This is a genomic window from Bacillus sp. MD-5 (genome assembly GCF_002201875.1).
Classification (GTDB): Bacteria; Bacillota; Bacilli; order Bacillales; family Bacillaceae; genus Bacillus; species Bacillus stercoris.
Genome location: NZ_CP021911.1, coordinates 2,876,483 through 2,902,179, shown reverse-complemented (window position 1 = coordinate 2,902,179; position 25,697 = coordinate 2,876,483). Strand labels below are relative to the sequence as shown.

The window sequence follows — 25,697 nt, the reverse complement described above, 5'->3', positions numbered from 1 at the left end:
ATAAGCGGCTTTTTTTGTTCACAGATTCATTGAATCGATGGCAAAGGATAAGAACGTCGCAAATGCACTCCATAAAAAATAAGGCAAAAGAAGATAGCTTGCGGCTCTGCTGTATTTTTTCGCAATGATCAGTAATACGATTGCTGTGATGGCGACAAGCAGGCAGTCAATCGATGCAGCCAGCAGATTTTTTTGCGTAAACTGGAAATAGCTGAATGCCTGATTGAGCACGTAATTTATTAAAAGCGCAAACCAAAAGCTTTTCGCACCTTTAAAAGAAAACGCAGCATATATAATGGCAGCTGAAAGGGAGATCAGGGCAAACAGAATGGCCCAAATGATGCCGATTGCAGAACCGCTTGGCGTCCAGTCGGGTTTTTTTAATGAATTGTACCATTCTTGGTCAACAGGAAACAGGTATCCTGCGGCTGAAAACAGCGCGTATGTAATCACAAAAACTGCTATGGCGCCGATCATCTTTTTCATGTTTGCAACCTCCGTATGTATTTATTTTACATTTATACTTACCCTTTAGCTTATAAAGATCAAACCCCCGATATGCGGGGGAAATGATGGATTTAAATCAGCTGCTGCAATGCGTTTGATTTAATGCGTTCATATTCAAAAGCTGATTCTAATTCTTCCTTCGGTAAAGCAGACTTGCGGACGTATTTTTCGCGAATGACATCGTAAAGCTCATAAGGAAACAGCATATCTATAAACATGACTTGTTTTTGTTCTTCAGTTAATGGGGCTCTGGATTCGTATGCGTTCAGCATGACATGAAATGTCTCGTCATCCCAAACGCCCGTCGTATCCAAAAGCGGAATAATCATTTTGCGCAAATCGCGAATAGGCAGATCAAATGATACGGTATCTAAGTCGATGACCCAAATCTGTTCATTTTCTCCTAAGAGTGTATTTCCGGTTCCGTAATCCTGGTGGCAAAGGTTAGGGCTTTTTTTCAGCTGTTCAGTCCATGGAACATAGGCCGATTGCAAAAGCCGGTCTTTGATGCGCAGGCCGTCTTCAATGAAGCTGTCTATCTCCTGAAGATAAAGCTGTGAGAAAGGGTCTTCTTTTTCCGCTCTCGCCATCAGCTTCCACGTTTCCATCTGTTTGCACCGTTTCGTGTAGTGATTCGGCCAGCGCCCTAATTTGGTAAATACGGGAACGCCATTCGGTGGCTGATATCCGACGGACGCTGTATGGAAATCAGCAAGGCCTTTCATGATAAACTCCAAGTCCTGCTTTACAGTCAGCTCAAACGGTCTTCCTTCGATCCAATCATATACGACAAATAGAAAGGAACCGTGCTTGGAATATAGGCTGCCTTTTTTGTTTGGGAGTATGCCAGGAACATTCATGCCTTTTTTTGCTAAATAATCCTGCGCAAAAATGGAAAATAACGCTTTCTTTTCTGGTCTGTGTATTCGTTTCAGACAAACCGCGCCGGAGCCTGTGTGGACCTTCCAGACCAGCGCCATCTGATTTCCCTGAATGACGTCTATTTTTTCAGCATGCACATCCCATCCTTGAAGTACATTTTCAGCCAGCTCCGTTAATTTTTTTTCATCTTCTGCTGATAAAGGAAGCTCTGATGAATTCCCCTCCTCAATGACTTCGTGGTTTTCTGCCATTAAAGGACACATCCTTACCTGTTTTACTCCTACCTTATGAATCAAAAGGAAAAAATGATTGAGATATTTGACTATATTTAATAGATGAATATGGTTGTTTACCCGTTTTGTTTTTGGGGCAGTCCCAATCCGCACAAGTTGGTTGATCAGCCGTATCATGATTCTAACTAGTTAAAAATCATGCAGGAATGGAGGCTATGTATGAAAATAGCACTGATCGCCACAGAGAAGCTTCCTGTCCCATCGGTTCGAGGAGGCGCCATTCAAATCTACCTCGAAGCGGTTGCCCCTTTAATTGCCAAAAAACATGAGGTGACTGTGTTTTCTATTAAAGATCCTAATCTCGCTGATAGAGAGACTGTAGACGGTGTCCATTATGTACATTTGGATGAAGACCGTTATGAAGAAGCTGTTGGAGAAGAGCTGAGAAGGAGCCGTTTTGACCTTGTGCATGTTTGTAATCGCCCAAGCTGGGTTCCGAAATTGAAGAAACAGGCGCCGAAGGCTGTTTTTATATTAAGCGTTCACAATGAAATGTTTGCTTACGATAAAATCAGCCAGGCAGAAGGAGAGATTTGCATCGATACCGTAGCGCAGATTGTTACGGTCAGCGATTATATCGGACAGACGATCACAAGCCGTTTTCCGTCAGCCCGATCAAAAACAAAAACAGTTTATTCCGGTGTGGATTTAAAAGCGTACCATCCCCGCTGGACGAATGAAGGACAGCGGGCTCGCGAAGAGATGCGAAGTGAGCTGGGGCTTCACGGCAAAAAAATCGTCCTATTTGTCGGCCGTCTTAGCAAAGTCAAAGGCCCGCACATTTTATTGCAGGCTTTGCCGGACATCATTGAGGAGCATCCCGATGTCATGATGGTGTTTATCGGGTCCAAATGGTTCGGAGATAATGAATTAAATAACTATGTCAAACATCTTCATACCCTTGGCGCGATGCAAAAGGATCATGTCACATTTATTCAATTTGTGAAGCCAAAGGACATTCCGCGCCTTTATACCATGTCAGATGTATTTGTGTGCTCTTCGCAGTGGCAGGAACCTTTAGCAAGGGTGCATTATGAAGCGATGGCTGCGGGACTGCCTATCATTACAAGCAATCGGGGAGGCAATCCAGAGGTCATAGAGGAAGGGAAAAACGGCTACATCATTCATGACTTTGAAAATCCTAAACAATATGCCGAACATATCAATGATTTGCTGAGAAGCTCGGAAAAGCGGGAACGGCTTGGGAAATACAGCCGCCGTGAGGCAGAAAGCAATTTCGGCTGGCAGAGGGTGGCTGAAAATCTGCTCAGCGTCTATGAAAAGAACAGATAGAAGGGGTGAACAGAGTGTACCAAAAAGAGCATGAAGAACAGATTGTGTCTGAAATTCTCAGCTATTATCCTTTTCATATTGACAATGTGGCGCTGAAATCGAACAAAAGCGGGCGCAAAATCTGGGAAGTTCAAACTGATCATGGCCCAAAGCTGCTAAAAGAAGCGCAAATGAAGCCGGAGCGGATGCTTTTTATTACTCAGGCACATGCCCATTTACAAGAGAAAGGGCTGCCGATAGCGCCGATTCATCAAACAAAAAATGGCGGTAGCTGCTTGGGCACGGATCAGGTTTCTTACAGCTTATATGACAAAGTGACAGGAAAAGAAATGATTTACTATGATGCAGAGCAAATGAAAAAAGTCATGTCGTTTGCAGGCCATTTTCATCATGCGTCAAAAGGATATGTTTGCACAGATGAAAGCAAGAAGAGAAGCAGGCTGGGAAAATGGCATAAATTGTACCGATGGAAGCTGCAGGAACTTGAAGGGAATATGCAGATCGCAGCATCTTATCCTGATGACGTATTTTCGCAAACTTTCTTAAAACATGCTGATAAAATGCTGGCAAGAGGAAAAGAAGCACTTCAAGCGCTTGATGACTCAGAATACGAAACTTGGACAAAAGAAACGCTCGAGCATGGCGGATTCTGTTTTCAGGATTTTACATTGGCACGTTTGACTGAGATCGACGGGGAGCCCTTTTTAAAGGAGCTTCACTCGATTACCTACGATTTGCCTTCAAGAGACCTTCGTATTCTGCTGAATAAAGTGATGGTTAAGCTTTCGGTGTGGGATACTGATTTCATGGTTGCACTGCTTGCGGCCTATGACAAAGTGTATCCGCTCACAGAAAAACAGTACGAGGTACTTTGGATTGATCTCGCGTTTCCGCATTTGTTCTGTGCAATCGGCCATAAATATTATTTGAAGCAAAAGAAAACGTGGTCAGATGAGAAGTATAACTGGGCGCTGCAAAATATGATTTCCGTTGAAGAATCTAAAGATTCATTTTTGGATAAACTGCCGGAACTGTATAAAAAGATAAAAGCGTATCGGGAGGCGAATTGACATGAGGTCATCGAGACAAAAAGCCTCTATTTCTAAATTGGATCTTGACCAATTCGTATTTACACCGCCTGGATCAATGGGGTGGCAGGCTCATGACTCAATCTCAGCTGAGAAGGAGGAAGAGGAGAAGCATTTAGCTGTGGGCAGCATCCGAGAGCTTCCTCACATCAATGCACCGAAAGAATATCAAGAAGAAACGAAGGAAAAGGAAACTGAACACAATATCATCAATGATGAAGAAGAAACGAAATTTGAAACTGCTCGAGAGCCTGAGGAGGAGCGTGAGTCGAAACGCTCAATGCCGCTCTTTGAGGAAGAAGAGCATGATGATGAAGAACCAGAATTAGCGGAGGAAGCCAGAGTGGAAATCATCATTCTTCCAAGTGATTCTAAACCAGCTCCATGGTTTTCTTCAGCTGTAAAGCGAAAGGCATAAAGTCACTTTTATGCCTTTTTTTGAGCTCTCTGCAACAAAAAACAGCCCGTTTTGCAACGCGAGCTGTAGGTTTATGATTTTGCTTTCACAAAAAGCTGATTGATTGATGATAAATCAAGGTTTTGCGTCAGAAAAGGCGGCGGGAATTGTTTGTTTTTCGGAGTCAAAACGGATTGGTAAACTGCATTGAGCCGTTTGGCAGCATGTGTAAAGGTAAATAAAGCTTCTACATGCTTACGGCCGTTTTTTGTCATTTTGTTCATTAATTCTTGATCTGTAAAGGCTCTGTCAATTGCTTTTGCAAATGAAGAAGGTTTGTTGTAGCTGTCAATGACAAGGCCGGTGACTTCGTGTTTTACGACCTCTCCGTTTCCGCCCCGGTTTGTGGTAATTAAGGGCGTGCCGGCTGCCATTGCTTCATAATTCACACGGGCGAGCGGTTCATTCCACTGAGAGCTGCACACAAATACATCTGCCATCAGAAAAAGGTTTGGTATGTCGTCTGCGGGAATGAATTTTGTAAAGATCACGTGGTCTCTGTACGGCAGCGCCAGCTTGCGAAGATATGTGACATATTGATTTTCGCTGTCATCGCTGAACCACTTCCCGCCCGCTATGACAAGTACAGCATCAGGATGCTGCTGCAAAATCCGTCTCATGCTGTGGATGAGAAGGTGAGGCCCTTTTGTCGGGCTTAAGCGGCCAGCGAATAAAATAACCTTTTTATCCTCAATGTCGTATTTTTTTCGGTATGTTTCTCTGACAGCCGCGCCTTTCGTCGTCCAGACGGGCGGATAAGCGTGTAAATCAACGCCCGAGTACACGACTTTTGTGATGTCCTCGGCTTCAGGGAAACGTTCGATGATGGTTTGTTTAATAAATTCGCTGACAGTTGTAATCATGGAGACATTGTCGAGTACTTCTTTTCCTTGTGCGAAGGTCATCTTTTTTTCAGAAAACATTTCGTTATGCAGGCTCAGAATGATCTTGCTGTTTGGTGAAGCCTTTTTATATAAAGAGACATTTAAAGGCCTGTTAAACACATGAATGAGGTCGAAGGAAGAGGCTCGCAGCTCTTCGGCTACCGCCTCTCGGTAATGCTCTTTTGGCAGATGGATATAATGTACGCCGTTTTTCGTTTCTCTTTTTGGAAGCGATGGATCTTCTATTGAAAAAATGGTCAGGTCGTAGCGGCTGCTGAAATAGGGCGTGACACCGTCAATCATCATTTGAATAGCGCCGCCGCGTACCGCGGGCGCCGGCAGCTTTTCTGTACAGATAAAGGCAAGCTTCATTTTCATTCCCCCTGATACAGCGACGATAAATAGGCAATTTCGTTAGTCAAGCCATCCTTTAAGGATGTGGCAGGATCATAATGCAAGAGCTGCTTTGCTTTTGAAATATCCGCCCACGTGTTGCTCGGTTCCCCTGCTATTTTGTCCGAAAAGTGCAGTATTGCTTTTTTACCGGAAATCTCTTCAATGAGGGAGACAACCTTTAAGACTGAGGCACGTTCAGCGCCGCCGATATTTACCGTTTCACCAATAAGGTGGGGTTTCCCAAGAACAGCGGTGATGCCTTTGACACAGTCGCTGATGTAAGTAAAATCTCTTGACTGCTGCCCATCACCGAAGATCGTGAGCGGCTTTTGCTGAAGGTGCTGCTTGATGAGCCGGTGAAAAGCCATGTCCGGCCGCTGTCTTGGTCCGTAAACGGTAAAAAAACGGAGAATCACAATTGGAATGCCAAAGCTTTGTTGATACACATGGCAAAGCTTTTCGCCAGTAAGCTTTGTTACCCCGTATGGAGATAAAGGAGAAAGCGACGCGTTCTCGCTGACTTTTCCTTGTTTTTCGCCATAGACGGAAGAGGTGGATGCAAAGATGAACGTTTGAATAGGATGTTCCCGGGATGCCTCAAGGAGTCTTTGTAGCGCTTGGATATTATGTGCGGCATATGGGTGAAAATGATTGCCCCAGCTTGAGCGGACACCCGGAATGGCCGCCAAATGAAAGATGACGTCCACTCCTTCCAGTAAGGGAGAAAGATCCGCTGTCAGCAGATTTTCCTTTATAAACGTAAATCGTTTTTCTTGCAGCAGGGTTTTAAGGTTTTTTAATTTTAAGGAAAATGGAGTAGGACCGATAAAGTCATCAATTCCGATAACGTGATGTTTCTTATCCTTCAGTAATTCTTCGCAGAGGTGGGAGCCGATAAATCCCGCTGCTCCTGTGACGAGTATTCTCATGGGCGCCCAACCCCCGTACAGATCAGGCCGCAAGCCTCGATCGGTTCTTTTTTCAGTACGTTGCGTCCGTCAATCACAAGACGCCCTTTCATGATGCCTGCAGCCTTTTTCCAATCAAACGCTAAAAACTCAGGCCATTCTGTCGCCAAAAATAAAAAGTCACTCTCTTCTATCGCATCAAAAGCTTGAGAATGCTGAGTTACATGTTGCTGCAAATGTTCTGGAAGGACAGCTTCAGGATCATATGCATGAACATCACATCCCAGCTCTGCCAGCCCTTCAATCAGTCTGACGGCCTGAGAATTTCTGGTGTCATCGGTATGGGGTTTGAAGGAAATGCCGAGTACAGCTGCTTTCTTGCCTTGAAGTGTATCGAAGAATGACTGTATTTTTTTGATATACAGGCCGAGCTGAGTGTCGTTAATGTGCTGCACGGCTTGAAGCAGGAAGGTCTCCGTGTTTTTTTCCTTGGCAGCAAATTGCAGCGCCTGCAGATCCTTTGGAAAACAAGAGCCTCCGTATCCGATGCCAGCCTGCAAAAAGTGCCTCCCGATTCTCGGATCTAGTCCGATAGCGCGGGAAATATCCGAGATATCTGAATGATAGGCTTCACATAAACGGGCCATTTCGTTAATGAACGAGATTTTGGCTGCTAAAAAGAAATTGTTGGCATATTTGATCAGCTCTGCTCCTGTTAAGCTTGTAATGATATAAGGGGTGTCAATGTGTTTGTAAATAGATTTGACGATTGCTGCCGATACGTGATCGCCTTCCTGAATACCGATGACCGTTTTGTCAGGATGCAGCATGTCATATAAGGCGTTGCCTTCCCGCAGAAACTCGGGATTGGATACGATGTTAAACAAACTTTCAGACACACCGGAGGCAACCAGCTGTTTTGCTATGTTTTCATTTGTCCCGGGCGGAACAGTGCTTTTCGTAACAATGGTTTTATACGATCGAATCGCCTCGCTCAAATCGCTGATGACGGACTGCAGGGCTTTCGTATCAGCTGACCCGTCCGAACGCGGTGGGGTTCCGACTGCGATAAAGATGACGGGACATTTCTCCATGCTCGATTTCACTTCAGAAGAAAACGAGAGATTGCCGTAATAGTTTATTGCATCAGAAAGCCCAGGCTCGTAAAAGGGAATGTCTCCATTTTTCAGCTGCTCGATTTTTTTGACGTCTTTGTCTGTGCATATCATGTCATGCCCGATGGATGCCAGTGCCGCTGATAAAGTTAAACCGACATATCCGGCGCCAACCACACAAATTTTCATCACCTGAGCTCCTTTTCAAGATTACTGGTCATATATCAATATCCTATTAAAAAAGGGCTGGTTCGTGATTCCGCTTTCTGCCCAGTTGCGTCCGCCTAATTTCAGATGGACAAACATCGGGATGCGCTCTTGGAATATCATGTAATAAACATAAGCTGAGGGGAAAATACCATGATAAAAAAAGCGATCATTCCTGCCGGGGGATTCGGCACGAGAAATCTGCCGGTGACGAAGGTGATTCCGAAAGAAATGTTTCCGGTAGGGTCTAAGCCTGTAATTCATTATATTGTTGAAGAACTAAAGGAGTCAGGCATTGAGGACATTTTGATGGTTGTATCGAGCCATAAAAACCTGATTGTCGACTACTTCGATTCCTCTTTGGCACTCGAAGCTTTTCTGGCCTCCCGGGATAAACTGCATTTACTCAGTGAGCATCCAATTCCAGATATACGAATTCACTACGTGCGCCAGCCTTATGCAAAGGGTTTGGGTGATGCCATTTCTTACGGAAGGCCATTTGCAGGCGGGGAGCCTTTTGCCGTCGTTTTGCCCGATGATCTGATTTTTTCCGCCAATCAGCCGGCTTTAGGGCAGCTGATTGAAGCGTATACGAAATATCAGTCCAGTGTGATCGGCTTAAAAGAAACAAAAACGGAGGATTTACATCATTACGGGGTGATAAAGGGGGAGCCTGTTGAAAAAGGGGTTTATCGCATCCAGGATATTGTGGAAAAGCCTAAAGAAAACCCGCCATCTCATTTTGCTGCAGCAGGACGTTATATTTTTACACCGGATATCTTTGATAAGCTGGACGAATTAGAAGCTGATAACGGAGGAGAAGTGCAGGTAACGGATGCGATTAAAGCTTCACTCGGGGCATGCAATGTTTACGGGAAATTGCTAGAGGGCGAGCGGTATGACATCGGCCTGCAAAAGGATTATTTGAGGCTGATTTCCGATATGCTGAAAACGGAAAAGAACCCCCGATAATCGGGGGTTCAATCAGCGTGGAGATCGCCGAATGTTGTCATGATTCCCTCTTCATCAAGCTCTTCCTCATAACGCTCATGGGCCCTGCTTTGATAAACTGTAATTTCTTTGCCGGTGATATCAGTAGCAATGAAATTTTCGTAAGACTCCGTATTGCCGATATTCTCTTCGGCGTTCATCGTCATATCATCGTAGCTGAGCGGCGGATTTTCCATATCCTGCGGCGTTTGCGAGTTACCGTATTTTTCGACATCCTGATAGGAATCTTCACTGTCATATGGCGCTCTGATTTCTTCATCATCGTCAAATTCAAATTGCCCGAAAGGTGTTTCTTCTTCGATCGGACGGTCTTTGGACACCACGTCCTGTGACGAATACTCCGCGAGTGTTGTGGCAGTCGGAAGCGCTTCAAGTCTTTCGTAAGGGATTTCCTTTCCGCTGACTTCACAAATACCGTACGTACCGTTTTCTATCGCTTTTAATGAATGCTCAATGTCCCGAAGGTGCTCTCGCTCATGTAAATCGAGAGCGATGTCTTTTTCACGCTCGTAAAGTTCGGTTGCATGGTCTCCGGGGTGGTTATCATAAGCTGAAAGTTCACCCATTGAATCATAAGGAAAGGCTGAATTGAGCTGAAAATGGTCATTGTCTTTAAAACGGTTTAAAATATCTTTTTTCGTTTGTTCCAGTTCACTTTTTAAATGCTGCAGCTGGTCTTTTGTAAGCAATGTGATCGCCTCGTTTCTCTTTGATGCATACCTTTAGTATGAACAGATCGCCGGAGAACTTTCATAAATGCCGGATGGAGGAATATAGGGGATTTTCCTTTTATGGTAAGCGGATACAAGCTTTGCTACCAGTGGAGAAAGAAATTTAAGCTTTGTTTCTTTTTCATTTCTGAAATTAGGTTTATAATAGGTAAGGCAGGCCATTTGGACTGCATGATCTGTGTTTGACACAAAGAAGACACAGGTGTATGGTATTAAAAGCATTTTAAGGATTATGGAGGAATGTCTCATGGTGACAACGGTGCAGCGTACGTTCCGAAAGGGAGTTCTACATGCATTACATAAAGCCAAAGAAGTCAACCATGCTGTCTTAATAAGCTATTCGAGACAAATCGAGTCTCTTGACCCTCTATCATTTTTCAATTACAGAGCAAAAAAATATACAGGCAATCGATTTTTTTGGTCAGATCCTGAAAGTGAATTGACAATAGTCGGTCTTGGCAAAGAAGCAGTTTTCCAGACAAATCAAAAAAACAGCGAGCGGTATCGTGAGGTTTTTGAACAATGGGAGCGCTTTAAAAAGACGGCTTTTCATATTTATGAAGAAGAAAAGCTGCAGCATTCTGCAGTGGGACCTGTGTTATTCGGAGGATTTTCTTTTGACCCTTGCGAAGAAAGAGGTACACAATGGGACCATTTCTCGGAAGGGGATTTCTTTGTGCCTTCGCTTATGCTGACAATGACTGCTGAAGGCCCGTTCTTAACAGTCAACAGATGGGTAAAAGGACAAGAAGATGCAGAGGCTGTTTTGGAAGACTTACAAGCTTTTGCAGCGGAATTAATTGTTCCTGATTTAGATCTGGGAAGCCAGGCTATGATTGAAGCATCTCAAGAGCTGGATAAGGATGATTGGCTGAAAGCAATCGAAACGGCAACAAGCCAAATTAAAGAGAAACAATATGATAAAGCGGTTCTTGCCCGAGAGCTGCTGCTCACGTTTGACGGTCCAATCCAAATTGAACCGGTGCTTAAAACGCTTCTGAAAGATCAGCAGACAAGTTATGTTTTTGCAATTGAACAGGGAGGCAAAACCTTTGTCGGCGCATCTCCAGAGAGACTGATCAAAAGGGACGGCAGCACTGTCATGTCTACTTGTCTGGCAGGCTCCATTAAACGAGGCGTGAATGAAGAAGAAGACCGCCGGATCGGGCTTGAATTATTAAACGATGAGAAAAACCTGCATGAGCATGATATTGTCGTAGGCATGATTCATAATGCTTTTGAATCAGCCTGTTCAGAGGTTGAAAAGCCTGATGGGCCTGTATTGTACAAAACAAAAAGCGTTCAGCACCTATTTACGCCGATTGTCGGACAGCTGCGTGACTCTGCTTCGATTTTTGACTTAATTGAGAAGCTGCATCCCACTCCGGCGCTTGGGGGAGCACCTAAGGAAAAAGCTGTTGAAGTGATCCGAGAGATTGAACCGATGAATCGCGGCTGGTATGCAGCCCCTATCGGCTGGATTGACAGCCAGGATAACGGGGAATTCGCAGTAGCCATTCGTTCCGGACTGATCGAAGGCAGAACAGCAAGGCTGTTTGCCGGGTGCGGTATTGTGGAAGACTCGGAACCAATCTCGGAATATGAAGAAACGCAGATTAAATTGAAGCCGATGATCTCTGCATTAGGAGGTGAGAGGCGTTGACTGTCAACCCGATTACTCATTACATCGGAAGTTTTATTGATGAATTCGCCCTTTCCGGAATTACGGACGCCGTCGTTTGTCCGGGCTCAAGATCCACGCCGCTGGCTATTCTTGCTGCCGCGCACCCCGATATTAGCGTCCATGTCCAAATTGATGAAAGATCGGCCGGGTTTTTTGCACTAGGATTGGCAAAAGCGAAGCAGCGTCCCGTACTATTGATCTGCACATCAGGAACAGCCGCGGCCAATTTTTATCCGGCTGTGGTTGAAGCCCATTATTCAAGGGTGCCAATTATTGTGTTAACTGCTGATCGGCCTCATGAGCTGCGCGAAGTAGGCGCACCGCAGGCTATTAATCAGCACTTCTTATTCGGTAACTTTGTTAAGTTTTTCACAGACTCTGCTCTTCCTGAAGAGTCTCCGCAAATGCTGAGATACATCCGAACGCTGGCAAGCCGCGCTGCCGGTGAAGCACAAAAACGACCAATGGGGCCTGTCCATGTGAATGTGCCGCTGCGCGAACCGCTGATGCCGGACCTTTCGGATGAGCCGTTTGGAAGAATGAGAACAGGCCGTCATGTGTCTGTAAAAACGGGTACGCAGTCTGTTGACCGCGAATCCCTGTCTGATGTGGCTGAAATGCTCACAGAGGCTGAAAAAGGAATGATCGTCTGCGGAGAGCTCCATAGTGAAGCGGATAAGGAAAACATTATTGCGCTGTCAAAAGCGCTTCAGTATCCGATTTTAGCGGATCCGCTATCTAATTTGCGGAATGGTGTTCATGATAAAAGCACTGTCATTGATGCGTATGATTCATTTTTAAAAGATGATGAGTTGAAGCTGAAACTTCGTCCTGATGTTGTCATCCGGTTTGGGCCGATGCCTGTTTCAAAACCGGTTTTCTTATGGCTCAAGGATGATCCGGCGATTCAGCAAATCGTGATTGACGAGGATGGAGGGTGGAGAGACCCGACACAGGCAAGCGCGCATATGATCCATTGTAGTGCGTCTGTTTTTGCTGAGGAGATCATGGCAGGCCTTACTGCTGCCACCAGATCATCAGAGTGGCTTGAGAAGTGGCAGTTTGTCAATGGGCGGTTCCGCGAGCATTTGCAAACCATCAGCAGTGAAGATGTTTCGTTTGAAGGCAATCTCTATCGAATCCTTCAGCATCTTGTGCCTGAAAACAGCTCGCTGTTTGTCGGCAACAGCATGCCGATCAGGGATGTTGATACGTTTTTTGAAAAGCAGGAACGCCCTTTTCGGATTTATTCAAACCGGGGCGCAAACGGGATAGACGGTGTCGTCTCCTCTGCGATGGGGGTATGTGAAGGAACAAAAGCGCCTGTTACCCTTGTGATTGGAGATTTATCTTTTTATCATGATTTAAACGGCCTGCTCGCGGCCAAAAAACTGGGCATTCCTCTTACTGTGATTCTTGTCAATAATGACGGCGGAGGGATCTTTTCCTTTTTGCCGCAGGCTTCTGAGAAGACACACTTTGAAGATTTGTTCGGCACACCGACTGGGCTCGATTTCAAGCATGCGGCTGCACTTTACGGCGGAACGTATTCATGCCCGGCTTCATGGGATGAATTCAAAACAGCTTACGCGCCGCAGGCAGACAAGCCCGGACTCCATTTGATCGAAATCAAAACAGATCGCCAATCGAGAGTCCAGCTTCATCGCGATATGCTGAACGAGGCTGTGCGGGAAGTAAAAAAGCAATGGGAGCTGTAAACATAACGGTGTCAGATGGTGTCCGATATGCTGTGACAGACGTCGGGCCGGATGCTTCCGAAGCCGTCGTCTGTCTGCACGGGTTTACTGGCAGCAAACAATCATGGACTTTTCTTGATGAGATGCTGCCTGATTCTCGCTTGATCAAAATTGATTGTTTAGGGCATGGTGAAACCGATGCCCCGCTGAATGGGAAAAGATACAGCACTAGCCGGCAGGTTTCTGACCTTGCCGAGATTTTTAATCAATTAAAACTTCACAAAGTGAAATTGATTGGGTATTCTATGGGAGGAAGGCTTGCTTACTCTTTTGCGATGACATATCCAAAGCGGGTATCAGCACTTGTGCTTGAAAGCACAACGCCGGGACTCAAAACGCTTGGGGAACGGCGGGAGCGGATCATGCGGGACCGGAAGCTTGCTGATTTTATTTTGCGTGACGGGATCAAAGCGTTTGTTGAGTATTGGGAGAACATCCCTTTGTTTTCATCCCAGCAGCGGCTGGCAGAAGATATTCGGCACAGGATACGATCGGGCCGTCTGCGGAACAATAAGATTGGGCTTGCGAACAGTTTAACCGGCATGGGCACCGGTTCACAGCCTTCCTTGTGGAGCCGTGTAGAAGAAATAGCCGTTCCTGTGCTCCTTATCTGCGGCGAGTGGGACGAAAAATTTTGCGCCATCAATCAAGAGGTGCATAAGATGCTTCCTTCTAGTAGAATAGAGATTGTTCCAAAGGCAGGACATACGGTCCATGTGGAACAGCCGCGATTGTTTGGTAAAATAGTGAGTGAGTTTTTGACAAGCATCTGACTCATTCACATAGAGAATAAAAGGAGGTCATCATATGGCTGAATGGAAAACAAAACGGACATACGATGAGATATTGTATGAAACGTATAATGGCATTGCAAAAATAACAATCAACCGACCTGAGGTACATAATGCGTTTACCCCTAAAACGGTTGCTGAAATGATTGATGCGTTTGCTGACGCAAGAGACGACCAAAATGTTGGGGTTATCGTGCTTGCCGGCGCAGGGGACAAAGCATTTTGTTCTGGCGGAGACCAAAAAGTGCGCGGCCACGGTGGATATGTAGGAGACGACCAGATCCCGCGTCTAAACGTATTGGATCTTCAGCGTTTAATCCGTGTCATTCCGAAACCGGTTGTTGCGATGGTGTCTGGATATGCGATCGGCGGAGGCCATGTGCTTCACATCGTATGTGACTTGACAATTGCTGCAGACAACGCAATTTTCGGACAAACAGGCCCTAAAGTGGGAAGCTTCGATGCAGGTTACGGTTCTGGCTATCTGGCTCGAATTGTTGGGCACAAAAAAGCACGTGAAATATGGTACCTATGCCGTCAGTACAACGCACAAGAAGCACTGGACATGGGTCTTGTCAACACAGTCGTTCCTTTGGAACAGCTTGAAGAAGAAACGATTAAATGGTGTGAAGAAATGCTTGAAAAAAGCCCGACCGCACTGCGCTTTCTTAAAGCTGCGTTTAACGCGGACACAGACGGACTTGCTGGAATTCAGCAGTTTGCAGGGGATGCTACCCTTCTTTACTACACAACAGATGAAGCAAAAGAAGGCCGTGATTCCTTCAAGGAAAAACGCAAACCTGATTTCGGACAGTTCCCTCGTTTCCCGTGATCAGCAATACTTAGTCAACCAACAGCTTGAGACTTTGCGGTCCAAGCTGTTTTCTTTTCAATACAGACATTTTACCTCGGAGATGATGACATGCTGACAGAACAGCCCAACTGGCTCATGCAGCGGGCGCAGCTGACACCTGAGAGAATTGCTCTCATCTATAAAGACCAAACCGTTACATTTGCAGAATTGTTTGCCGCGTCTAAACGAATGGCGGAACAGCTTGCCGCTTATTCGGTTCGGAAAGGGGATACTGCGGCTATTTTGCTCCAAAACCGTGCAGAAATGGTATACGCTGTTCACGCTTGTTTTTTGCTAGGTGTTAAAGCGGTGCTTTTGAATACGAAGCTGTCAACACATGAAAGGCTGTTTCAGCTGGAGGATTCCGGCTCCGGCTTTTTACTGACAGATTCAAGCTTTGACAGAAAAGAGTATGAACATATCGTTCAAACAATTGATGTGGATGAATTGATGAAAGAAGCCGCGGGGGAAATGGAGATCCAGGCTTATATGCAAATGGATGCAACGGCGACGCTGATGTATACATCGGGTACGACAGGAAAGCCCAAGGGAGTTCAGCAAACGTTCGGAAACCATTATTTCAGTGCGGTGTCGTCCGCGCTTAATTTGGGTATAACAGAACAAGACCGCTGGCTTATCGCATTGCCGCTCTTTCACATCAGCGGCTTGTCCGCATTATTTAAATCTGTGATCTATGGAATGACTGTCGTGCTTCACCAGCGTTTTTCCGTGAGCGATGTGCTGGATTCTATCAACAGGCATCAAGTGACAATGATATCTGCTGTGCAGACTATGCTGGCCAGTCTTTTGGAAGAAACAAGCCGCTGCCCTGAATCCATCAGATGCATTCTTCTCGGCGGCGGTCCTGCACCGCTGCCATTGCTTGAGGAATGCCGTGAGAAAGGATTCCCTGTCTTTCAGTCATATGGAATGACAGAAACTTGCTCACAAATTGTTACCCTGTCGCCGGAATTTAGCATGGAGAAGCTCGGATCTGCGGGGAAACCGCTGTTTTCATGTGAAATCAAAATCGAGCGGGACGGACAGGCATGTGAACCGTTCGAACACGGTGAAATTATGGTCAAAGGCCCGAATGTCATGAAAAGCTATTTTAACCGAGAGAGCGCAAACGAAGCCTCCTTTCAAAATGGCTGGCTGAAAACAGGTGATCTTGGGTATTTGGACAATGAAGGCTTTTTATATGTATTAGACAGACGTTCAGATCTGATCATTTCTGGCGGAGAAAACATTTATCCGGCCGAAGTGGAGTCAGTGCTGCTTTCACACCCCGCTGTGGCCGAAGCCGGAGTTTCAGGGGCTGAGGACAGAAAATGGGGAAAAGTGCCTCACGCCTATCTTGTCCTTCACAAGCCTGTGAGCGCAGAAGAATTGAGGGCATACTGCAAAGAACGTTTGGCGAAGTATAAAATTCCGGCAAAATTCTTTGTGCTTGACCGCCTGCCGCGCAATGCGTCTAATAAGCTCTTGCGAAATCGGCTGAAGGATGCGCGTAAAGGAGAACTGCTATGATCGAAATAGAAAAAATTACGCTTTACCATTTGAGCATGAATTTAAAGAAACCGTTTAAAAACAGTATCGAAACGCTTCAAGAGCGCAAATTTCTGATCGTGGAAGCCATTGATACATCCGGTGTTACAGGCTGGGGAGAAGTTTCTGCTTTCTCTTCTCCTTGGTACACCGAGGAAACCATTGGAACATGTTTGCATATGCTAAAAGATTTTTTTATTCCAAATGTCGTCGGCCGTGAATTTAATCACCCTTCAGAAGTGCCGGACAGCCTGGCGCGGTATAAAGGAAACCGGATGGCAAAAGCGGGACTTGAATCGGCTGTCTGGGATATCTATGCGAAAAAGAAAGGCATATCTCTTGCTGAGGCATTGGGTGGAACAAGAGATAAAGTCCCTGCCGGAGTGGTTGTCGGCCTGGCACCCCTTGACGATATGCTGAAGGAAATTGAAAGCTATCAAAAAGAAGGTTATCAAAGAATAAAAATTAAAATTCAGCCTGGGCAGGATGTGGAATTGGTCAAGGCCATCCGCAGCCGGTTCCCAAACATCCCGCTCATGGCTGATGCCAATTCCTCCTATGAGCTGAAGGATATCAGCCGCTTAAAGGAGCTTGATGAATTCCAGTTAATGATGATTGAGCAGCCTCTTCAAGCTGACGACATCGTTGACCACCGCCACTTGCAGAAACATTTGAAAACGGCCATTTGCCTTGATGAAAGCATTTGTTCAGTTGATGATGCGAGACGGGCGATTGAGCTGGGAAGCTGCAAAATTATTAATATAAAGCCTTCGCGTGTCGGCGGCTTAACAGAAGCTTTAAAAATTCATGATTTATGCCAAGAGCATCACATGCAGGTGTGGTGCGGAGGAATGCTGGAAACCGGCATATCGAGAGCGCAGAACGTTGCGCTTGCTTCACTGCCTCAATTCACAATACCCGGCGATATTTCATCATCCTCACGCTATTGGGATGAAGATATTGTGACCCCTGATATTCGTATTGATAATGGATTTATTTCTGTGTCAAAACAGCCTGGTTTAGGGGGTGAGGTGAACCAGGATATTATGCGAAAATATGTGACCAAAATGGATGTTTTCACACAGCATGGGTAAGAAAAAAGCATTTTGCTATTTTGAATGAATGACACTATGCTGTTACAGTAAAAGTGTTCATTGAATACATCCCTTCTCGTTTGGACCGGCTGCTGACCCAGCCGGTTTTTTTATGTAAATGGAGCTTGACAAAAATGGCCAAACGCGATAATTTTTCACAAAGGAAACTTTTTGTCCTGTATAAACAAAATATGCTTTTGTCTAATTTAATGTCACATGTCTAAGAACTGACATCATAAGATAAAACAATCGGACATTGATGGCAAAGAGGAGGAGGAACATGAAACGAGGGCTGATGGCGGCAGTGCTTTTTGCGGCCTTTGCTTTAACAGGATGCGGAACAGATTCAGCCGGAAAGAGCGCTGATCAACAATTACAAGTGACAGCGACAACATCTCAAATTGCCGATGCAGCAGAAAACATCGGAGGTAAGCATGTAAAAGTCACCTTTTTAATGGGGCCGGGGGTTGATCCGCACCTTTACAAAGCTTCGCAAGGTGACACGAAAAAATTAATGTCAGCCGATGTTGTTCTGTACAGCGGGTTGCATTTGGAAGGGAAAATGGAGGACGTCCTCCAAAAAATTGGCGAACAAAAACAAGCAGCGGCAGTTGCTGAGGCCATTCCGAAAAACAAGCTTATTTCAGCGGGGGAAGGCAAGACGTTTGATCCCCACGTGTGGTTCAGCATTCCGCTATGGATCTATGCAGTGGATGAAATTGAAGCGCAATTCAGCAAAGCAATGCCTCAGCACGCAGATGACTTTCAGAAAAATGCCAAAGCATACAAAGAAGATTTGCAAAATTTAGATAAGTGGTCGCGTCAGGAGATCGCACATATTCCGGAGAAAAGCCGCGTGCTTGTGACTGCTCATGATGCGTTTGCGTACTTTGGGAATGAGTATGGATTTAAGGTAAGAGGCCTGCAGGGACTAAGCACAGATTCGGAATATGGATTAAGGGATGTTCAGGAGCTGGTTGATCTTCTGACAGAAAAACAAATAAAAGCTGTGTTCGTAGAAAGCAGCGTATCTGAAAAATCAATCAATGCAGTGGTGGAAGGCGCTAAAGAAAAAGGCCATACCGTCACAATCGGCGGCCAGCTTTATTCGGATGCCATGGGTGAAAAGGGCACCAAAGAAGGCACATACGAAGGAATGTTCCGCCACAATATCAACACGATTACTAAAGCGCTTAAATAAAGAATAGAGGTGAAGGATATGTTCCCTGTTGAGCTTGATAATGTGACGGTTGCTTATCATAAAAGGCCTGTGCTGCAGGACATTTCGCTGCAGGTGCCGGAAGGAAAACTGATTGGCATTATCGGCCCAAACGGCGCGGGAAAATCAACCTTGATCAAAACCATTCTCGGTCTTGTGCCCCGGGCTTCAGGAGACATTTCTATTTACGGCAAAGACTATAAGGATCAGCGGACCAGAATCGGATATGTTCCGCAGCGCGGCTCGGTTGACTGGGATTTCCCCACAAGCGCGCTCGATGTCGTTCTAATGGGAAGATACGGAAAAATCGGTTTATTAAAGAGGCCAAAGAAAGCAGATGTGGAAATGGCGAAGGCCGCTTTAGCAAAAGTCGGGATGCTTGATTATGCGAATAGGCAGATCAGCCAGCTGTCAGGCGGCCAGCAGCAGCGGGTGTTTCTTGCCCGGGCACTCTGCCAGAACGCTGACATTTATTTTATGGATGAACCGTTTGCAGGTGTCGATGCAGCGACGGAGCGCGCGATTATGACGCTTCTGGCAGAACTCAAAGAAAAAGGAAAAACCGTGCTTGTCGTCCATCATGACTTGCAGACCGCCGAGGATTATTTTGATTGGATTTTACTGCTTCATTTAAGAAAAATCGCTTTCGGACCGGCGGAAAACGTTTTTACAATCGAAAACCTGCAAAAAACATATGGAGGAAGGCTTACGTTTTTAAAAGATAAAGTCATAGCAGAAGGGCATAAGGAGTGAGCGCAATGTTTGAAAGTTTGTGGCTGCAGCTCCAGCATCCGAACACACAGTGGGTGCTGGCGGGTACGCTTTTGCTCGGGGCGGCAAGCGGTGTTTTGGGCAGTTTTGTGCTGCTGAGAAAGCAAAGTTTAATCGGCGATGCGATGGCCCATTCAGCTCTGCCGGGCGTGTGTCTCGCTTTTCTGTTCACCGGGCAAAAATCACTGCCTTTCTTTTTGCTGGGTGCGGCGCTTGCCGGACTGCTCGGAACGTTTTGTATTCAGGTGATTTCGCGGCTTTCAAAAACAAAGGAGGACTCGGCGATCGGGATAGTTCTTTCTGTGTTTTTTGGGGTTGGGATTATTCTTTTGACATATATTCAGCAGCAGGGGGCAGGAAGCCAAAGCGGGCTTGATTCTTTTTTGTTCGGCCAGGCGGCTTCATTGGTCAGACAGGATATCATTCTTATTGCAGGAATATCTGCTGTTCTGCTGCTCCTGTGTATTGTTTTCTTTAAGGAATTTACATTGATTACTTTTGATCCCGCGTTTGCAAAGGGATTGGGAATCCCGGTGCGTTTTTTGAACGGACTTTTGGCTAGTCTGATTGTCGGTGCTGTCGTTATTGGGCTTCAGACGGTTGGTGTGATATTAATGGCGGCTATGCTGATTACACCTGCCATAGCTGCAAGATATTGGACCGAACGATTGACAGGGATGATCGTCATTGCCGGGATCACTGGCGGGGTCAGCGGAGTGGCCGGAACCCTGCTGAGCACGACCATGAAGGGAATGGCGACAGGGCCATTAATAATCATATCTGCAACGCTGATCTTTCTTTTTTCAATGATTTGCGCGCCTAAGCGGGGGTTGGCGGCTAAAGCCATAAGGCTGATGAGGCTTCGGCGCAGAACAAGCAGGGAGCAGGTGCTGCTGACGATTTATGAACAGTATGAAAAGAAGGATCTTTGTGTAACAGCTGAGAGTGTAAGAAAGAAAAGGCGCCTATCTCCTTCATTATGCCTTAAGGCATTGACTGACTTGGAACAAGAGAGGTGCATTGAGAGTATCGAAAATGGGGTTTGGCAAATCACAAGCACCGGGATTGAAAAAGGCTACCACACAGCTTTGAAGCAGCGGATGTATGAAGTGTATCTCATGCATGAAATGGAGCTTGCCAATATAGAATTCGACCAGGACTGCTTTGATCCGGATCGTTTGCCAGGGGAAACGAGAGAACGGCTTTTTTCATTATTAAAGCTGTATGGCCGGATGCCTGAGCTGCGAAAAGCGTCTCATGAAGCCGAGAAGGGACAGATCGCAAATGAGTTTTGAAGCATGGATTATAGCTACCGGTGTATTAGTCGGTGTAAGCTGCGCATTGATCGGCACATTTCTTGTGCTGAGAAGCATGGCAATGCTGGCCGACGCAATCAGCCATACCGTGTTGCTTGGCATTGTCGGCGCTTTTCTAGTGACCGGGAGTCTCGACGGGATTTCTATGTTTATCGGTGCAGCTGTAACCGGATTGTTAACGGCATTTTTGGTTCAGCTTCTTCATAGCAAGGGGGTTCAATCAGATGCTGCCATAGGCGTTGTGTTTACATCCTTATTTGCAATCGGCGTCATTTTGCTTTCTGTTTATGGAGCGAATGTCCATCTCGATATTGAGCACTCGTTAATGGGAGAAATCGCTTTTGTGCCGTGGAATACGATGACGGCATTCGGAGTTGATATCGGGCCGAAAGCGTTTTGGATGCTGGCATCTGTTCTGGTTTTAAACGTAGTGTTGATCAGTGTGTGCTATAAGGAGTTTAAAATCGCTTCGTTTGATCCTCAAATGGCTTTAGCCTTAGGAATACCGGTTTTGCTCATTCATTACGTGCAAATGGGCATGCTGTCTTTGACGACTGTTGCTTCCTTTGATTCAGTGGGTGCTGTATTGGTTGTGGCCATGTTGATTGTTCCGCCTGCTGCGGCACATTTGCTGACAGACCGGCTTCTTTATATGCTGATTCTCAGCGCGTTGATTGGCGGGCTGTCGGCGATCATGGGCTATTTCTTCGCAACGTGGCTTAATGTTTCGATTTCAGGAGCGATGGCGGCCATGACAGGTGTATGGTATGCAAGCGCCTTTTTGTTTTCACCTGCAAACGGGGTCATGACTAAAAAGCTGAGAACACTCAACATGCAAAAAGAAAGAGCTGGCTGATGCAGCTCTTTCTTTTAATTACAATTCATGCGGCTTAAACGTTTTGCAGTCTGTTTCCCGGCTGTTTTCAGCCGTTTCACCAGTATGGCTGACAACATAAATGGCATCAGCGGTGCATTTGTTTCCTTTGCCCCAATAAGAACAGTTGTTGACTTCGCATAGAATTTTCTGCTCCATGCCATCCCCTCCTTAAAAAGGTTCTGGGTTAGTATAGCCGGCAGGCTTCACCTCTATTCCTCCTGGCGGATATAGCGTTTATCTCGCATAAACATTTTCCAGAAGAAATAAAAGCCCGGAAATAGAATGATAAATGCGACGATATACGTCGCAAACAGTGCCCTGAACGTTGCTGGCTCTGTGAAGCCTGACATGACTGTCACATCGGGATAAATCATATACGGAAGATGCGCCCGCCCGTACGCGTAGCTTGCGAGAAAATACTGTATTCCAATCGCGACAAGTGCAAGCCGCGGTTTTCCGATGTTTTTTCCAAAACTTTTGTTTGGCAGAAACAGAGCGATTCCAGCAATGACAAATGTAATAAACGATGCAATAATCCAAGTGAAATCATTCAGCATTCCGCTGTACAGCCAGTTTGCTTCATTCCGCATCGTCACCATAATGCATACAGCAAACAGCAGTGAAATCGGGCCGGTGATCAGGGCGCTTTTTCTGTAGGCCCGGTACGCATCCTGTTCCTCTGCTACATTTGAAAAATCAGCAAGCAATAGCGAGGATAAAAATAAGGTGCTTAAAATCGCAAACCCGATAAATGAATAGGCGTTGGGGCTTGAAAAGATTTTAGACATATTCAAGTTATAGATCCCGTCCGTTTTTTCGATAAATCCTCCGTGAGTCACAGGAAGCACCAAAATTAAAACAGCAGGAATGATAAAGCCGGAGATGCCGGAAATATATCTTAGCGTTTTCCGCTCTTTTGCTGTGTTTGAAAAAACGAGAAATCCGCTTCGGATCGCTAAAAGCAGCAAAATTATGCTGCCGGGAATTAATAACACGGTGCCGAGCACAAATGTCGCACCGGGGAAAAAACTGAAAAGCGCCACGACGATGGCCACAATAAAGACGTTTGTGACCTCCCAAGTCGGGGACAAAAATCGATTCGCAATATCGGTGGCCTTCATGTGTTCCTTGTTTAAATAGATCATAGACCAAAATCCAGCTCCAAAATCCATTGTCGCCATGACGGCGTAAATAAACACAAAGCCCCAGATAATTGAGATGGCGATCAGAGCGTCAGTTGAAATGTCCATTTGTCGATCTTCCTTCCATTTGGTTTCCTGTTTGCGGAGCCATTACGACTCCGCTGTATTTAAATCTTCGTCAACCGGGTGCTTGCGGAAATAGTACAAGAGCACGTAGACGACAGCTGCGCCTAACACGGCATAAACAAATGTGAAAAACAAGAAGAGCACTCCGATCGAGCCAGTCGTAGTTACGACATCCGATGTTTTCAGCAGATGATAGATGACCCAAGGCTGCCTTCCCGTACAGGCGAAAATCCAGCCGAATTCAATGCCGATAAGACTAAAAGGGCCTGCTGTCATGAAAATGACCAAAAGCCACGTCGGGAATCGGTCTTTCTTGAGCACCTTTCTCCAGACCACACCGATAATGGAATAAAGAATCAACAGCATGCCTACTCCGACCATCGCATTAAACAGCGTGTGAATAAAAAGCGGCGGCCATTCATCTCTAGGAAATGCATTCAATCCCTTTACAACAGTGTCAAAACGGTTCGCTGCCAAAAAGCTTAAAGCCCATGGAATCTCGATAGCCCATTTTACTTTTTCTTCTTTCGGGTCGGTAAAACCGCCGATCGCGAGCGGAGCGTGGGATCTTGTTTCAAACAGGCCTTCCGCACCGGCTAATTTTTCGGGCTGGTATTCGTACAGCATCTGTGCTGATTCGTGTCCGTTCAAAGCGGTCAGCAATGAAAAAATACCGCCGATCGTGAGTGCGAGCAAAAGGGCTTTCCGGTGAAAGCGATAGACCTTTTCCTTTTTTCTCGTCCGGATCATTTTATATGCGGCCACAGAAGCCACGATAAACGCTCCCGTCATAAATGCGGATAAAACGACATGGCCCGCAGTGATAAAAAAGCTTGGGTTGAAGAACGCGGCCCACGGATCAACATCTGTGATTTTTCCGTTTAAAATTTTAAAACCTGCCGGAGTTCCTTCAAAGGCATGGACATTCGTGATCAGAACAGCGGATGCTGCGGCCCCGACTAACACAAAGAAAACAGCAACAATCCTCATTGCAGGTGATAAGCGGTCTGCTGCGTATACATAAATCGACATAAAAAGGGCTTCAACAAAAAAAGCATAGATTTCAATTTGAAACGGCAGGGACATGACCCGGCCGATGACTTCCATAAATCCCGGCCATAAAAGCGCGAGCTGAGTGCCCGCGATCGTTCCGGTCGGTATGGCGACTCCCAGTAAAACAGCTTGTGCTTTCGTCCACCTTTTCGCCATGATCGCATAATGGTCATCTTTCGTTTTTTGATAAATCAATTCCGCCACTAAAATCATGAGCGGCAGACCGACTCCAAGCGTTGCGAAAATGATATGAAAGCCCATTGTCGTGCCAAAAAGGCTTCTGGCCAAAACTAAATCATCCACAATCGTAAACCACCTTTCTCAAAAGACGTTCTGTATGTATTTTGGGTTTATTATTTGCTTCCTCGGTTAGATTATTCTTCCTATTCTTAAATGCCATGAGGTTTACGATGAGAGAACAGAGGGAAGGATGTAAGAAGATTGACAAAACGTTTGTGACGTTATAAAATAAAACGTAATTATTACGATTTGAAGAAAGGGGATACTCATGAGAGAAGGAATTCATCCAAAAAACCACAAAGTCATATTTCAGGATGTCAACAGCGGCTATCGTTTTCTCAGCACCTCGACCAAAACATCTAATGAAACAGCAGAGTGGGAAGACGGCAACACATATCCCGTCATTAAAGTAGAAGTAAGCTCTGACACGCATCCGTTTTATACAGGCCGCCAGAAATTCAATGAAAAAGGCGGACGAGTTGAGCAGTTCAAAAAACGCTATAACATGGGGAAATAAGGCAGACCTGAGGGTTTGTCTTTTTTTATTATGACGAATAAACAAGTGTTGTGATATATTGAAGAGTAAAAAGAATAGAAAGGGACAACGAACATGAGTCTTCTAAATGATATTCTCGAATTTAACAAGACATTTACTGAACAAAGAGAGTATGAAAAGTATAAAACGTCAAAATTCCCCGATAAAAAAATGGCGATTCTTTCTTGCATGGACACTCGTCTGGTTGAACTGCTGCCGCATTCGATGAATATGCGAAACGGAGATGTGAAAATCATTAAAAGTGCCGGTGCGCTTGTGACACACCCATTCGGAAGCATCATGAGAAGTTTACTCGTCGCAGTGTACGAGCTGAACGCCGATGAGGTATGTGTGATCGGACATCACGATTGCGGCATGAGCAAAATCAGCAGCGAAAGCATGCTTGATAGAATCAAAGAAAGAGGAATTCCGGAAGAACGCATCGAAACATTAAAGTACTCCGGTGTTGATTTTGATCAATGGTTTAAAAGCTTTGATTCAGTAGAAGCAAGTGTGAAAGACAGCGTAGAAGTCATTAAACATCATCCGCTGTTCCCGGAAAACGTTCCAGTCCATGGCTTAGTTATTGATCCTGACACAGGAAAACTGGATCTTGTTGTAAACGGCTATAACGCTTAATGTTTGTGTTTCTTTTCAGGAACGGGATCGACCCCTCCCGGATGGAACGGATGGCATTTCAAAATCCGTTTGATTGTCAGCCAGCCGCCTTTTAAAGCCCCATGTGTTTTAATCGCTTCGATTCCATATTGAGAGCAAGTCGGATAAAAGCGGCATGTTGGCGGCGTCAGCGGCGAGATGAATTTTTGATATCCTCTGATCAGAGCGATAAATAGGGTTTTCATATGTATTCAGCAACCTTTCTGATGCAAGTATAAGAAAAAAAACGCAGATTGAAAAG

Annotated in this window: 26 protein-coding genes; 16 read left to right on the top strand and 10 right to left on the bottom strand. The window is 45.5% G+C overall.

Going from position 1 to position 25,697, the window contains the following annotated elements; genetic code table 11:
- Positions 1–18: 18 nt before the first annotated feature.
- Together CDO84_RS14665 and cotI are read right to left on the bottom strand one after the other, a co-directional pair.
- Positions 19–486, bottom strand: coding sequence for a TspO/MBR family protein (locus tag CDO84_RS14665; RefSeq protein ID WP_040082028.1), 468 nt, complete (start codon positions 484–486; stop codon positions 19–21).
- Between the two features lie 92 nt (positions 487–578).
- Complete coding sequence (gene cotI, locus CDO84_RS14660) at positions 579–1,652, bottom strand: spore coat kinase CotI (RefSeq protein WP_082032952.1); 1,074 nt, start codon at positions 1,650–1,652, stop codon at positions 579–581.
- 189 nt (positions 1,653–1,841) lie between these two features.
- On the opposite strand from cotI, the gene cotSA reads away from it, so the two are divergent.
- From cotSA to CDO84_RS14645, 3 genes are read left to right on the top strand one after another with little or no spacing between them, the layout of a single operon-like run.
- Complete coding sequence (gene cotSA / locus CDO84_RS14655; protein WP_040082030.1) at positions 1,842–2,975, top strand: spore coat protein CotSA; 1,134 nt, start codon at positions 1,842–1,844, stop codon at positions 2,973–2,975.
- A 14-nt stretch (positions 2,976–2,989) separates the two neighbouring features.
- Positions 2,990–4,045 carry a spore coat putative kinase CotS gene (cotS, locus tag CDO84_RS14650; protein ID WP_014665115.1) on the top strand — a complete coding sequence of 352 codons (1,056 nt, stop codon included), beginning with the start codon at positions 2,990–2,992 and terminating at the stop codon, positions 4,043–4,045.
- A 1-nt stretch (position 4,046) separates the two neighbouring features.
- A complete protein-coding gene (locus CDO84_RS14645; protein WP_040082031.1) occupies positions 4,047–4,481 on the top strand; it encodes a hypothetical protein in 435 nt (144 codons plus the stop codon).
- Between the two features lie 71 nt (positions 4,482–4,552).
- On the opposite strand, the gene CDO84_RS14640 is transcribed toward CDO84_RS14645, so the two are convergent.
- Genes CDO84_RS14640 through CDO84_RS14630 form a run of 3 tightly spaced genes read right to left on the bottom strand, consistent with a single transcriptional unit; the run spans position 4,553 to position 8,012 of the window.
- Complete coding sequence (locus CDO84_RS14640) at positions 4,553–5,776, bottom strand: glycosyltransferase family 4 protein (protein ID WP_040082033.1); 1,224 nt, start codon at positions 5,774–5,776, stop codon at positions 4,553–4,555.
- Positions 5,777–5,778: 2 nt separating this feature from the next.
- On the bottom strand, positions 5,779–6,729 hold the full coding sequence (locus CDO84_RS14635) for an NAD-dependent epimerase/dehydratase family protein (protein WP_040082034.1): 951 nt from the start codon (positions 6,727–6,729) through the stop codon (positions 5,779–5,781).
- A complete protein-coding gene (locus CDO84_RS14630) occupies positions 6,726–8,012 on the bottom strand; it encodes a UDP-glucose dehydrogenase family protein (RefSeq protein WP_040082035.1) in 1,287 nt (428 codons plus the stop codon). The genes CDO84_RS14635 and CDO84_RS14630 overlap by 4 nt, the downstream gene beginning before the upstream one ends.
- A gap of 171 nt (positions 8,013–8,183) precedes the next feature.
- Here CDO84_RS14630 and CDO84_RS14625 point away from each other — a divergent pair, with 171 nt between their 5' ends.
- On the top strand, positions 8,184–9,002 hold the full coding sequence (locus CDO84_RS14625) for a UTP--glucose-1-phosphate uridylyltransferase (protein WP_040082036.1): 819 nt from the start codon (positions 8,184–8,186) through the stop codon (positions 9,000–9,002).
- Between the two features lie 8 nt (positions 9,003–9,010).
- On the opposite strand, the gene CDO84_RS14620 is transcribed toward CDO84_RS14625, so the two are convergent.
- A complete protein-coding gene (locus CDO84_RS14620) occupies positions 9,011–9,730 on the bottom strand; it encodes a yteA family sporulation protein (RefSeq protein WP_014665108.1) in 720 nt (239 codons plus the stop codon).
- Between the two features lie 289 nt (positions 9,731–10,019).
- Here CDO84_RS14620 and CDO84_RS14610 point away from each other — a divergent pair, with 289 nt between their 5' ends.
- The 10 genes from CDO84_RS14610 to mntD all read left to right on the top strand — a co-directional run bounded on the left by CDO84_RS14610 (position 10,020) and on the right by mntD (position 21,661).
- A complete protein-coding gene (locus CDO84_RS14610; protein ID WP_040082038.1) occupies positions 10,020–11,435 on the top strand; it encodes an isochorismate synthase in 1,416 nt (471 codons plus the stop codon).
- Entirely contained in the window at positions 11,432–13,174 is a 1,743-nt protein-coding gene (gene menD, locus CDO84_RS14605; RefSeq protein ID WP_040082039.1) for a 2-succinyl-5-enolpyruvyl-6-hydroxy-3-cyclohexene-1-carboxylic-acid synthase, read from the top strand. Before CDO84_RS14610 ends, menD begins: the two co-directional genes overlap by 4 nt.
- Positions 13,162–13,986, top strand: a complete 825-nt coding sequence (gene menH / locus CDO84_RS14600; RefSeq protein ID WP_040082040.1) for a 2-succinyl-6-hydroxy-2,4-cyclohexadiene-1-carboxylate synthase — start codon at positions 13,162–13,164, stop codon at positions 13,984–13,986. Before menD ends, menH begins: the two co-directional genes overlap by 13 nt.
- A gap of 34 nt (positions 13,987–14,020) precedes the next feature.
- Positions 14,021–14,836 (top strand): 1,4-dihydroxy-2-naphthoyl-CoA synthase, encoded by an 816-nt coding sequence (gene menB / locus CDO84_RS14595; protein ID WP_003229054.1) that lies wholly within the window; start codon positions 14,021–14,023, stop codon positions 14,834–14,836.
- A 90-nt stretch (positions 14,837–14,926) separates the two neighbouring features.
- Complete coding sequence (locus tag CDO84_RS14590) at positions 14,927–16,387, top strand: o-succinylbenzoate--CoA ligase (RefSeq protein ID WP_040082041.1); 1,461 nt, start codon at positions 14,927–14,929, stop codon at positions 16,385–16,387.
- The gene (gene menC, locus CDO84_RS14585; RefSeq protein WP_040082042.1) at positions 16,384–17,499 is read left to right on the top strand and encodes an o-succinylbenzoate synthase; all 1,116 of its coding nucleotides are present in this window, start codon (positions 16,384–16,386) and stop codon (positions 17,497–17,499) included. The genes CDO84_RS14590 and menC overlap by 4 nt, the downstream gene beginning before the upstream one ends.
- Positions 17,500–17,779: 280 nt before the next feature.
- Positions 17,780–18,700 carry a manganese ABC transporter substrate-binding protein/adhesin MntA gene (gene mntA / locus CDO84_RS14580; RefSeq protein ID WP_040082043.1) on the top strand — a complete coding sequence of 307 codons (921 nt, stop codon included), beginning with the start codon at positions 17,780–17,782 and terminating at the stop codon, positions 18,698–18,700.
- An 18-nt stretch (positions 18,701–18,718) separates the two neighbouring features.
- Positions 18,719–19,471, top strand: a complete 753-nt coding sequence (mntB, locus tag CDO84_RS14575; protein ID WP_040082044.1) for a manganese ABC transporter ATP-binding protein MntB — start codon at positions 18,719–18,721, stop codon at positions 19,469–19,471.
- Between the two features lie 5 nt (positions 19,472–19,476).
- Positions 19,477–20,784, top strand: coding sequence for a manganese ABC transporter permease MntC (mntC, locus tag CDO84_RS14570; protein WP_040082045.1), 1,308 nt, complete (start codon positions 19,477–19,479; stop codon positions 20,782–20,784).
- Complete coding sequence (gene mntD, locus CDO84_RS14565; protein ID WP_040082046.1) at positions 20,774–21,661, top strand: manganese ABC transporter permease MntD; 888 nt, start codon at positions 20,774–20,776, stop codon at positions 21,659–21,661. Before mntC ends, mntD begins: the two co-directional genes overlap by 11 nt.
- Positions 21,662–21,679: 18 nt before the next feature.
- Here the strand turns inward: mntD and CDO84_RS14560 are convergent, their stop codons facing one another.
- The 3 genes from CDO84_RS14560 to CDO84_RS14550 are packed head-to-tail and all read right to left on the bottom strand — an operon-like array spanning position 21,680 to position 24,306.
- On the bottom strand, positions 21,680–21,838 hold the full coding sequence (locus CDO84_RS14560; RefSeq protein WP_014665097.1) for a DUF1540 domain-containing protein: 159 nt from the start codon (positions 21,836–21,838) through the stop codon (positions 21,680–21,682).
- 53 nt (positions 21,839–21,891) lie between these two features.
- Positions 21,892–22,932: a cytochrome d ubiquinol oxidase subunit II gene (locus tag CDO84_RS14555; protein ID WP_014665096.1), complete on the bottom strand. Its 1,041-nt coding sequence runs from the start codon at positions 22,930–22,932 to the stop codon at positions 21,892–21,894.
- A gap of 42 nt (positions 22,933–22,974) precedes the next feature.
- Positions 22,975–24,306 (bottom strand): cytochrome ubiquinol oxidase subunit I, encoded by a 1,332-nt coding sequence (locus CDO84_RS14550; RefSeq protein ID WP_014665095.1) that lies wholly within the window; start codon positions 24,304–24,306, stop codon positions 22,975–22,977.
- Positions 24,307–24,511: 205 nt separating this feature from the next.
- Between CDO84_RS14550 and CDO84_RS14545 the strand changes: the two genes are divergently transcribed.
- Together CDO84_RS14545 and CDO84_RS14540 are read left to right on the top strand one after the other, a co-directional pair.
- A complete protein-coding gene (locus CDO84_RS14545; RefSeq protein ID WP_014665094.1) occupies positions 24,512–24,760 on the top strand; it encodes a type B 50S ribosomal protein L31 in 249 nt (82 codons plus the stop codon).
- A gap of 93 nt (positions 24,761–24,853) precedes the next feature.
- Positions 24,854–25,417, top strand: a complete 564-nt coding sequence (locus tag CDO84_RS14540) for a beta-class carbonic anhydrase (RefSeq protein WP_014665093.1) — start codon at positions 24,854–24,856, stop codon at positions 25,415–25,417.
- On the opposite strand, the gene yidD is transcribed toward CDO84_RS14540, so the two are convergent.
- Positions 25,414–25,641 (bottom strand): membrane protein insertion efficiency factor YidD, encoded by a 228-nt coding sequence (yidD, locus tag CDO84_RS14535; protein ID WP_014665092.1) that lies wholly within the window; start codon positions 25,639–25,641, stop codon positions 25,414–25,416. The genes CDO84_RS14540 and yidD overlap by 4 nt on opposite strands.
- Positions 25,642–25,697 lie beyond the last annotated feature (56 nt).